At 72.5% G+C, this 10117-nt stretch carries 6 protein-coding genes; 1 reads left to right on the forward strand and 5 read right to left on the reverse strand.

Features of this window, described 5'->3' with window-relative positions:
• A partial coding sequence (locus tag AC2CHG_RS27020; RefSeq protein WP_484525854.1) for an AAA family ATPase occupies positions 1-2294 on the reverse strand: 2294 nt, incomplete at its 3' end.
• Positions 2295-2488: 194 nt separating this feature from the next.
• Between AC2CHG_RS27020 and AC2CHG_RS27025 the strand changes: the two genes are divergently transcribed.
• Positions 2489-3010 carry an RICIN domain-containing protein gene (locus AC2CHG_RS27025; protein WP_484525855.1) on the forward strand — a complete coding sequence of 174 codons (522 nt, stop codon included), beginning with the start codon at positions 2489-2491 and terminating at the stop codon, positions 3008-3010.
• Positions 3011-3063: 53 nt separating this feature from the next.
• Here the strand turns inward: AC2CHG_RS27025 and AC2CHG_RS27030 are convergent, their stop codons facing one another.
• From AC2CHG_RS27030 to AC2CHG_RS27045, 4 genes are all read right to left on the reverse strand, one after another.
• Positions 3064-5262, reverse strand: coding sequence for a carbohydrate-binding module family 20 domain-containing protein (locus AC2CHG_RS27030; protein WP_484525856.1), 2199 nt, complete (start codon positions 5260-5262; stop codon positions 3064-3066).
• Between the two features lie 386 nt (positions 5263-5648).
• A complete protein-coding gene (gene katG / locus AC2CHG_RS27035; protein ID WP_484525857.1) occupies positions 5649-7925 on the reverse strand; it encodes a catalase/peroxidase HPI in 2277 nt (758 codons plus the stop codon).
• A gap of 23 nt (positions 7926-7948) precedes the next feature.
• Positions 7949-8377 (reverse strand): Fur family transcriptional regulator, encoded by a 429-nt coding sequence (locus AC2CHG_RS27040; protein WP_135240611.1) that lies wholly within the window; start codon positions 8375-8377, stop codon positions 7949-7951.
• A 134-nt stretch (positions 8378-8511) separates the two neighbouring features.
• Complete coding sequence (locus AC2CHG_RS27045; protein WP_262011922.1) at positions 8512-9513, reverse strand: glycoside hydrolase family 11 protein; 1002 nt, start codon at positions 9511-9513, stop codon at positions 8512-8514.
• Between the last annotated feature and the right edge of the window lie 604 nt (positions 9514-10117).

Here is a 10117-nt window from a genome sequence, read left to right on the forward strand (position 1 = left end):
GCGGCGGCGCGGGCGGCGGCACCGCCGGCCCCGGTCAGGTCACGCAACCGCCGCGCCGACCGCTGCGGGTCGGACAGGTGCGTGTACGCCTCGGCCAGCTCGGCGGCGACAGGCAGCCACCCCGGTTCGGCGATGCCGCCGTCGCGCTGGGCCCGGCGGACCCGTTCCAGTTCGGTCACGGCGTCGTGCCAGCGCGCCCCCACCACCGCCGCGATCCCGGTGGCGTAGCGGAGCCGGACCTCGATCTCCCGGAACTCGCCCGGCAGGAGCCGGCGGGCGTCGTCGACGTGCGCGAGCGCCTCCGGCTCCTCGCCGAGCAGCGCCTCCACCAGGGCCAGCGCGGCCAGTGCCTCCGCCCGCAGCACCGGAAGCGCCACCTGCTCGGCGATCCGGACCGCCTCGGCGGCGGCCTGGTACGCCGCGTGCAGCCGGCCGGTGCGCCACTCCAGCCCGGCGAGCCGGGGCAGGGCGTACGCCAGCAGGAACACGTCGTCGGTGGCGCGGGCCCGGTCGATCTCCGGTTCCAGCAGCGCCCGCGCGGTGTCGTGGTCCCCGATCCAGCAGAACACCTCGGCCAGCTCCGCCGCCGATCCGTCGGCGTGGCCGGCGCAGGCGGCGACCAGGGTACGGGCCGACGCGACCCCCTCGGGCAGCCCGGCCAGCACCTGCGCCGCGGCCAGCCGGATCGGCCCCTTCGGCCAGGTCGCGCCCGTATCAGCGGCGGCCAGCTCGGCCACCCGCGCGCACAGCGGCACCATGCCGGCGACGTCCAGCCGCGCCCAGAACTGGTTGACGCGGGCGCTCATCAGCCGGGCCGCGCCGAGCGGATCCGCTTGCGCGTACGTCTGCGCGTCGGCCAGGTACGCCTCGGCGCCCGCCATGTCACCGTGCTGCTGCGCCAGGTGGGCGAGCAGCGGCTTGACCCGGCAGCGCAGGTCGGCGCGCCGGGTCAGCCCGATCGCCTCCTCGCCCAGCGTGATGGCGTGCCGGCTCGCGCCGGCGTTGGCCCAGGCGCGGGACGCGGCGGCGAGCCGGGACGCGCGTACGTCCGGGTCGGGGGTGAGACGGGCGGACCGCTCGTACGCGCGGGCCTCGGCCACCACGCCGCCCCGGCGTTGTGCCCGCTCGGCGGAGCCGGCCAGCAACGCGGCGACGCCCTCGTCGGGCACTGTGGTGGCGGCCGCGAGATGCCAGGCCCGGCGGTCGGCGGTGTCGTCGCCGGTGAGCGCGGCGGCCACCGCCAGGTGGGCGGCCCGCCGCCGGCCGGGGCCGGCGACCGAGTGGACCGCGGCGCGGGTCAGCGGGTGGCGGAACGTCACCTCGCGGTCGGTCACCCGGATCAGCCCGGCGTCGACCGCCGGGTCGAGCACGCCCAGGCGCAGCCCGTCCGCCGCCAGGATCCGCTCCAGCAGCGCCGGGGTGGTGGCCTCGGTGACCGCGCAGGCGACGAGCGCACGCCAGGTGTCGTCGGGCAGCCCGCGGGCGTGCGCGAGGACGGTCATCTCGATCCGTTCGACGAGCACGAGCGGCTCCCGCAGCGGCAGCCATCCGTTGCGGTGCTCCTCGGACAGCGTCGCCGGCAGTTCGGTCAGCGCGAGCGGGTTGCCGGCGGTGGCCGCCGCCAGGTCGGCGGCGACCCGGCGGTCCAGGCCGGCGCGCATGGCGAGCCGGATCGCGTCGTCCCGCGCCAGACCGGTCAGCGGCAGCTCCGGCAGGCCGGGCGCGGGGAACGCGGGGGCGTCGCGGGCCGCGAAGACGACGGCGACCCGGTCCGCGAGCAGCCGCCGCGCGGTGAACAGCAGCGCCTCCGCCGAGGCCGGGTCGATCCAGTGCGCGTCGTCGACCAGGCAGAGCACCGGCGTGTCCTCGGCCGCCGTCGTGAGCAGGCTCAGCGTCGCCACGTACGCGGCGAGCCGGTTGACCGGACGGGAACTACCGTCGATGGCGAAGACGGTACGCAGCGCGTCGGCCTGCTGCGCGGGCAGATCGCCGAGCCGGTGCAGCAGCGGGCGCGCCAGTTGGTGCAGCGCGGAGAACGGCAGCTCCGCCTCGAACGGCGCGCCGGTGGCGCGCAGCACCCGCATCCCGGTGGACCGGGCGGCACAGTGCTGCAGCAGCGCCGTCTTGCCCACGCCTGCCGCACCGCGCAGCACCAGGGCACCGCCGTGACCGTCGACCGCGTCGGCCAGCAGCGCGCCGAGCCGCCGGCACTCGTCGGCGCGCCCGAGCAGGGCGTCATCACCGGTGTCCGTGGCCGTGCCGACGGCACCGGCCGGCGCCGGACCGCTGCCCATGACCGCACGCTAGCCGCCGGTGTGGTCCGTCCGGGCGGGCGCGACGCGAACCCGACAGGGTGCCCGCGCGGCCTCGTCGACTAGGAGGAACCCGGATCCGGGTTCCGTCGCGGCTCCCTAGCGTCGTCCCCAGTCGTCCGGCCGGTGACCACCGGCGGATCCGGGACGACGACACGACTCCGAGGGGAGACACCATGATCGGGAAGAGAGCGGCCGGGGTGCTGGCGGCGGGACTGCTCGCCGCCGGGTTCGGGGTGGCGTACGGCCCGCCGGCACAGGCCGCCAGCGGCCACTACGCCATCGTCAACTACGGCAGCGGCAAGTGCCTGGAGGTGGACCGGTCCGGCGCCCCGTCGTCGCTCGGCGGCCGGGTCGTGCAGCGCACCTGTGACGGCCAGGCCGTGCAGCGCTGGTCGCCGGTGGGCAGGGACACCTACACGTTCGTCAACCAGTTCAGCGGCATGTGCGTGGACGTCCGCAACGGGGTGAACGCCGACGGCACGCCGTTGCAGCAGTGGGCCTGCACCGGCACGTCGAGCATGAAGTGGACGGTCGACCCGAACTCGTTGGCGGGGGTGCACCAGATCAAGTCGCAGGTCGGTGGCCGGTGCATGGACGTGCGGAGTGGATCGGACGCTGACGGCGCGACCGTCCAGATCTACCGCTGCACCGGGTTCGGCAACCCGGCCCAGGTCTGGTCGTTCGCGGCGGTCTGACCGGCGCGGATGCGGCCCGTCCCCAGGGGTGAGGGGGACGGGCCGCACGATCGTCAGCGCCAGGTGTCGGTGACGGCCCGGGTGCCGCCGGCCGGCGTGGTGAGCGTCCGGTTCGCGCCGGACTCCCAGATCACCGTGCCGTCCGGGTTCTTCTTGACGTACTTGTACTCGACAGCGGTGTTCGCGGGCAGGTCGACTGTGGCCCGCCAGACCGGGTAGGCGGCCGGCGAGAGCGCGACGGCGGCGGCCGGGTTCCAGCCGCCGAGCGCCGGGATGTTGCCGACCACGAACACGTTCTGCCCGTAGACGGTGGTCGCGGTGGCGGAGAACGTGGTGGCCACAGTCGTGCTGACGGTGTCGCCGCGGAACGTCTCGGTCACCGCGTACGTGCCGCCGGCCGGGGTGGTGAACGTCCGGTTCGCGCCGGACTCCCAGGTGACGGCACCGGCGGCGGTCAGCTTGACGAACTTGTACTCCACCGCGGTGGACCGGGGCAGGCTGACGGTGGCGCGGTAGGCGCCGCCGCCCTGCGCGGCGAGCTTGACGCCGTTCGCGGGCGTCCACGAGCCCAGCTCGGGGATGCTGCCGACGACGCGGACGTCCTGCCCGGCGGCCACGTTCGCGGCGACGGTGAACGTGGTGGCGATCCGGTCCCCCGGGCTGACGGTGGGCGACGCCGTCGGCGAGGCGGTCGGGGAGGCCGACGGGGACGGGCTCGCGCCCGGCCGGGCGTTCACGTGGATCGCGACCGCGTCGTTCGCCGGGAGGGTCACGGTGGCCCGGCCGCCGGACACGGTCACCGTGGAGCCGGTGCAGCCGCTGCCGGTGGCGACGCCGGAGATGACGTCGCAGTACCGGCCGTCGGCGAGCCCGGTGGTGAAGGTGGCGGTGGTGGCGGAGCCGGAGTCGTTGATGCCGATCCACGCCCGGTCGCCCCGGTGGAAGCCGATCACGTTGCTGTTCACCGTGGTGAAGTCCGAGACGGTCTTCACCGGGCGGGCGGCGTTGGCCCAGCCGACCATGCCCTTGATGCCGGTGGTGCGGCTCAGACAGGTCCAGGTGGCGCCGCAGACCGTGTCGGTGACCCGTCCGGTGCCGTCGTGCGGCGGGGACTGGTTGCGGTTGGACCAGGTGAAGCTGTCGTAGACCGACGGCTTGCCGTGCGGGTAGGCCAGCGCGAAGTAGTTCGCCAGCACGTAGTCGGTGCCGTTCTTGTACGACAGCACCACGCCGTCGCGCTCCAGGTCGTGGTTGGTGACCATGGCGAAGACGTTGGCGTCGGGCGCGTCGAGGTTCCAGTTCGGCACGTTGGCCAGCGCCGAGATGGAGCCCTGGAACGCCGAGCGGATGCCCTTGGCGTACGCGAAGTCGAGCACGTCGCCGTTGCCGATGTACGCGCGGGCCTGCAACGCCGGGTTGCTCGCCCCGTCGAAGATCTCCTGCGCGACGTACGGACGCCGGCCCTCGACGACTGTGTTGTTCAGCTTGCCGAGGACGGCCGCGAAGTCGTCCTTGCGGATGTGCTTGACCGCGTCAACCCGGAAGCCGTCGACGCCGAGCCCGATCAGGTCGTTCAGGTAACCGGCGATCTTGTTGCGGACGGCTTCCTTCTCGGTGTAGAGGTCGGACAGCGACAGCAGCTCGCAGCTGGTCACCTGGGCCTCGTTGTTCCAGTCGCTGATCGCGCCGCCGGTCGGGCAGTTGTCGCCGGGGCGGTGGAAGTCGCCGTCGCCGTACGGCACGGCCGGGTAGCTGTAGCCGGAGAACTCGGTGCCGGCGTAGCCGCGCGTACCGGCCGGGTTGTTCGTGCCGGCCATGTGGTTGACCACCGCGTCGACGTAGACGCGCACACCGGCGTTGTGGCACGCGGTGACCATCGCGGCGAACTGCTGGCGGTTGCCGAACCGGCTGTCCAGCTTGTACGACACCGGCTGGTACACCTCGTACCAGGGGTACGCGCCGTCGGCGCTGGCGGGCAGCTTCACCGACTCCTGCGGCGGCGCCACCTGCACCGCGCCGTATCCGGCCGGTCCGAGGTGGTCGGTGCAGGCGGCGGCGACCGAGGTCCAGTTCCATTCCCAGAGGTTGGCGGTCACCTCGCTGTCGTTGAGCGCGACGGCGGCGCGGGCGGGGGCGGGGGCGGTGGTGGCGGCGGCGACGGCGACGGCCACCGTGCCGCCGGCCGCGACGAGCGCGGCGGCGAGCAGCAGGCGACCGGTGCGGCCGCGGGGGTGTGGCCTGGCGGAGTGCATGGCTGGGGGACCTCTTCCGTGGGTTCGAAAGGGTGAGCGGGGGTGGGGCGGCCGTCCCGGGTAGCGAACACCATGCGCCATTCATGAAAGTCTTTGCAAGAGCTTGCGGCAAAGTTTTCGAAACCAGCAGGCAACACGAATGAGCTCGGATACGCGACCACCAGCGGTGATCCACGCTGGAGCGAGCGGGCCGGCGCTCGGCCGAGATCCCGCTGCTCGGGACGGCACCAACCGCTGCGCGGGACGACCGCAACTTCCGAGCAGATTTTCCAACGTTTGCGGGCCGGGTGCGTGCCGCTGATCCCCCCGGCACCCGGCACCCCGGACACGGACGAGCCCCGGCCCGTCGCGGCGCGACGGACCGGGGCTCGCTCAGATGTGGCGGATCAGGCCAGGTCGAAGCGGTCCAGCTCCATGACCTTCGTCCAGGCGGCGACGAAGTCGCGGACGAACTTCTCCCGCGCGTCGTCGCTGGCGTAGACCTCGGCGAGCGCCCGCAGCTGCGAGTTGGAGCCGAAGATGAGGTCGACCGCGGTGGCGGTCCACTTCACCTGGTCGGTCGCCAGGTCGCGGATCTCGTACACGTGCTCCCCGGACTCCGCCGCCTTCCACCGGGTGCCCGGGGAGAGCAGGTTGACGAAGAAGTCGTTGGTGAGCACCCCGGGCCGGTCGGTGAGGACGCCGTGCGCGGCGCCGCCGACGTTGTTGCCGAGCGCGCGCAGGCCGCCGACCAGGACGGTCATCTCCGGCGCGGTCAGGTTCAGCATGTACGCGCGGTCGACGAGCAGCACCTCCGGCTGGGTCTTCTCGCCCGGCCGCAGGTAGTTGCGGAACCCGTCGGCGCGCGGCTCCATCACGCGGAACGACTCGACGTCGGTCTGCTCCTGGGTGGCGTCGGTACGACCCGGGTGGAACGGCACCGTCACCTCGACGCCGGCGTCCCGCGCCGCCTGCTCGACAGCGGCCGAGCCGGCCAGCACGATCAGGTCGGCGAGCGAGATCTGGGCGCCGCCGGCGGCGTTGAACTCCTGCTGGATGCCCTCCAGGGTGGCCAGCACGGTGGCGAGCTGCTCGGGCTGGTTGACCTCCCAGTTGCGCTGCGGCTCCAGCCGGATCCGCGCGCCGTTGGCGCCACCGCGCTTGTCGGTGGAGCGGTAGCTCGCGGCCGAGGCCCAGGCGGTGGAGACCAGCTGGGCGGTGGTGAGGCCGGACTCCAGCACCTTCGCCTTGAGGGCGGCGACGTCGGCGTCGTTCACCAGCTCGTGCGCGGCGGCCGGCACCGGGTCCTGCCAGAGCTGGGCCTCGGGCACCCACGGGCCGAGGAAGCGGCTGACCGGGCCCATGTCACGGTGCAGCAGCTTGTACCAGGCCTTGGCGAACGCCAGCGCGAACTCGTCCGGGTTCTCCAGGAAGCGGCGGGAGATCTTCTCGTACGCCGGGTCGACGCGCAGCGACAGGTCGGTCGTGAGCATCGTCGGCTTGTGCTTCTTCGACGGGTCGTGGGCGTCCGGGATGATCGCCTCGGCGTCCTTGGCGACCCACTGCTTGGCGCCGCCGGGGCTGGTGGTCAGCTCCCACTCGTAGCCGAAGAGGATCTCGAAGAACCGGTTGCTCCACTGGGTCGGCTTGTCGGTCCAGGTGACCTCGAGGCCGCTGGTGATCGTGTCGCCGCCCTTGCCCTCGCCGTACGTGCTCAGCCAGCCCAGGCCCTGCGCCTCCAGCGGCGCGGCCTCCGGCTCGGGGCCGACGTGCGCGTCGGCGGGGCCCGCGCCGTGGGTCTTGCCGAACGTGTGGCCGCCGGCGATCAGCGCGACGGTCTCCTCGTCGTTCATCGCCATCCGGCGGAACGTCTCACGGATGAAGTGCGCCGCCGCGAGCGGGTCGGCGTTGCCGCGCGGGCCCTCCGGGTTGACGTAGATCAGACCCATCTCGGTCGCGCCGACGCCGGCCACCATGTCCTTCTCGGAGGCGTAGCGCTCGTCACCCAGCCAGGTGTCCTCGGGACCCCAGAAGATCTCCTCCGGCTCCCAGACGTCCTCCCGGCCGAAGCCGAAGCCGAAGGTCTTGAAGCCCATCGACTCCAGCGCCACGTTGCCGGCGAGCACCAGCAGATCGGCCCAGGAGATCTTCTGGCCGTACTTCTGCTTGACCGGCCAGAGCAGCCGGCGGGCCTTGTCCAGGTTGGCGTTGTCCGGCCAGCTGTTCAGCGGGGCGAACCGCTGCCCGCCGTCGCCGGCGCCACCGCGGCCGTCCTCGATGCGGTAGGTGCCCGCGGCGTGCCAGCTCATCCGGATCATCAGGCCGCCGTAGTGGCCGAAGTCGGCCGGCCACCAGTCCTGCGAGGTGGTGAGCACCTCGGTGATGTCCCGCTTGAGCGCCTCGACGTCGAGCTTCGCGAACTCCTTGGCGTAGCTGAACTCCGGGCCCAGCGGGTTGCCCTTGGACGAGTGGGCGTGCAGCACCGACAGGTCGAGCTGGTTGGGCCACCAGTCGCGGTTGCTGCGCGGACGACCGCCGGTCTTCGGGGTCGGCGAGTCGATCGCCGGGTTCTCGCTCTCGCTGCCGTGCGCGGTCACGGAGTCGTGCGCGACCGGGCAGCCGGCCGCCTCCTTGGCGTCCACGCCCTGCGGGCTGACGGGCCGGTTGTCCTGGGTGTCGCTCATCTGCTTCCTTCCGAACTGGCGGATCACTGGGCGGTGCGGTCGGCCGCGCAGCCGGGGCAGGTGCCCCAGTAGACGACCTCCGCCTCGTCCACCACGAAGCCGTGGTCGTCCGAGGCGGTGAGACAGGGGGCGCGGCCGACAGCGCACTCGACGTCGGCGATGGCGCCGCAGGAACGGCACACGACGTGGTGGTGGTTGTCTCCCACCCGCGACTCGTAGCGGGCCGTGGCGCCGGCCGGCTGGATGCGCCGGATCAGCCCGGCGTCGGTGAGTGCCCGGAGCACATCGTAGACCGCCTGGTGGGACACGGTGGGCTGCTCGGCGCGGACCAGGGCGATCACCGTGTCGGTGTCGACGTGCGGGTGGTCGCGCAGCGCGGACAGCACCGCCAGGCGGGGCCGGGTCACCCGCAACGAGACCGCCCGGAGCTGCGTCTCGAAGTCGGCCGTCATGCGACGACCTTAGTCCGGTCTTTTGGAATCAATCAAGTTTTTGCCCAGGTGTGTCGGCCGTCACATCATGGCACTCCTGGCGCACGAAACGGGGGTGCCGCGCCAGGCGCGGCACCCCCTCCCCGGAAAAGGGCTCAGGCGGCGGAACAGGTCGCCGTCGGGGTGTTGCTGTTGCCGTTCTTGTAGAGCGTGATGCCGAAGTTGTTGCCGTTGCCGTTCGGGCGCGCGGTGAGCGTGCCGCTGGTGCCGCTGACCGACGCGTTCCAGCTGTTCTGCAGGCTCTGCCCGCCCTGGGTCTGGATGCTGACCACCCAGTTGCTGGTGCCGCTGACCGAGAAGGTCACGTTGAACCGGTCGCCCCACTCCTCGGCGCGGCTGACGCTGACCGTGCAGCCACCGTTGTTCGGCGGCGGGGTGGTCGGGTTGCCACCGCCGGTGCCGCCGATCGTGATGTTGGAGTTGCCGCTGCTCTGGTAGCCCTCGGTGGCCAGGATCTGGTAGTCGTGCGAACCGAGGTTCATGCCGTAGCGCGACCAGGCGTCGAAGTGGTTGCCGGAGGTGATGGTGCCGCCCACGCGCTTCGACTGGCGGACGCTCCAGTACTGGTAGAACGTCCGGGTGCCCTCGATCGAGGGGGCGTTGACCCGCTGGGTGCGGTAGATGTCGTACGTGCCGCCGTCGGAGGACACCGAACCCATGTAGCCGCTGCCCGGCGGGCGCCAGCTGCCCCAGCTGTCCACGATGTAGTACTCGACGAGCGGGTTGCGCGTCCAGCCGTAGAGCGTCAGGTACGCGTTGCCGGACGGGTTGAAGCTGCCGGAGTAGCTGACCGTGCGGCGGCCGCCCGGGTTCCAGCCCTTGCCGGCGACGAAGTTGTTGATGTTGCTCCACTGGGTGCTGTACTGACCACCGTTGCCCATGGTCATGGAGACGTTGCCACTGTCCTTCCAGAAGGAATAGAAGTAGCCGTTGTTGGTGCCGGTGGAGTTCGACGTGACGGTGGTGTCGGCGTAGGCCGGACCTGACGCGACGGCCGTCGCCCCGGCGGCGATCAGCGCCACGGCACAGGCGCCGCCGAGGGCCATCCTGAGGCGTCCGCGCCTGCGGATGCCCGTACGGACGGGGGCGTCTTTCATGGACGGGTTTCCTCCCTGTGACGGCTGGCGGGCGGCCAGCTTCCGGTGGCGCGAGCCGCGGGTGCTCGCCCGCCCGCGGACGGCGGGACCGGGGCGACAGCCGCGCCACGGGTGGTGGTCGGACATCGACGTCAATCGAGATACGCCGATGGCCACAGTATTGGAGGCCTGGTTCATCCTGTCAACAAGTTCCGGAAATGTTGTGGTAACCCCGGCTCGGACCCTGAACGGCCGTTACGGCTGCCGGAAAGGGCCTCCGATCAGCGTCGACGGGTCGGTGACAGCCGCCCGACCGCCATCGAGGGCGACGGGATCCCGAAACTTTTCGGTCCTGTTCCGGATCAACACCGCTACCGCCGCCCGGCGCGCGCGACGGGGCCGGGCCGGGCAAGACCGTCCACATTTGACGGCTCGCCGGACGCTCGGTTCAATGACGGCCGGACCGGATCGGACCCGATTCCGGCCGGGTGGACCGAGGACGTCGCGCACCGGTAGGGCGTCCGTCATCACCGGAGGGACCGCCCTGTGACACCCGATGCCCCCGGCGCGCGCCCGCGGCCGCGCCGGATCCCGCGCGGCGTCGTCGCCGCCGGCGCCGCCGGGC

Source organism: Micromonospora sp. ATLC20, from assembly GCF_057196585.1.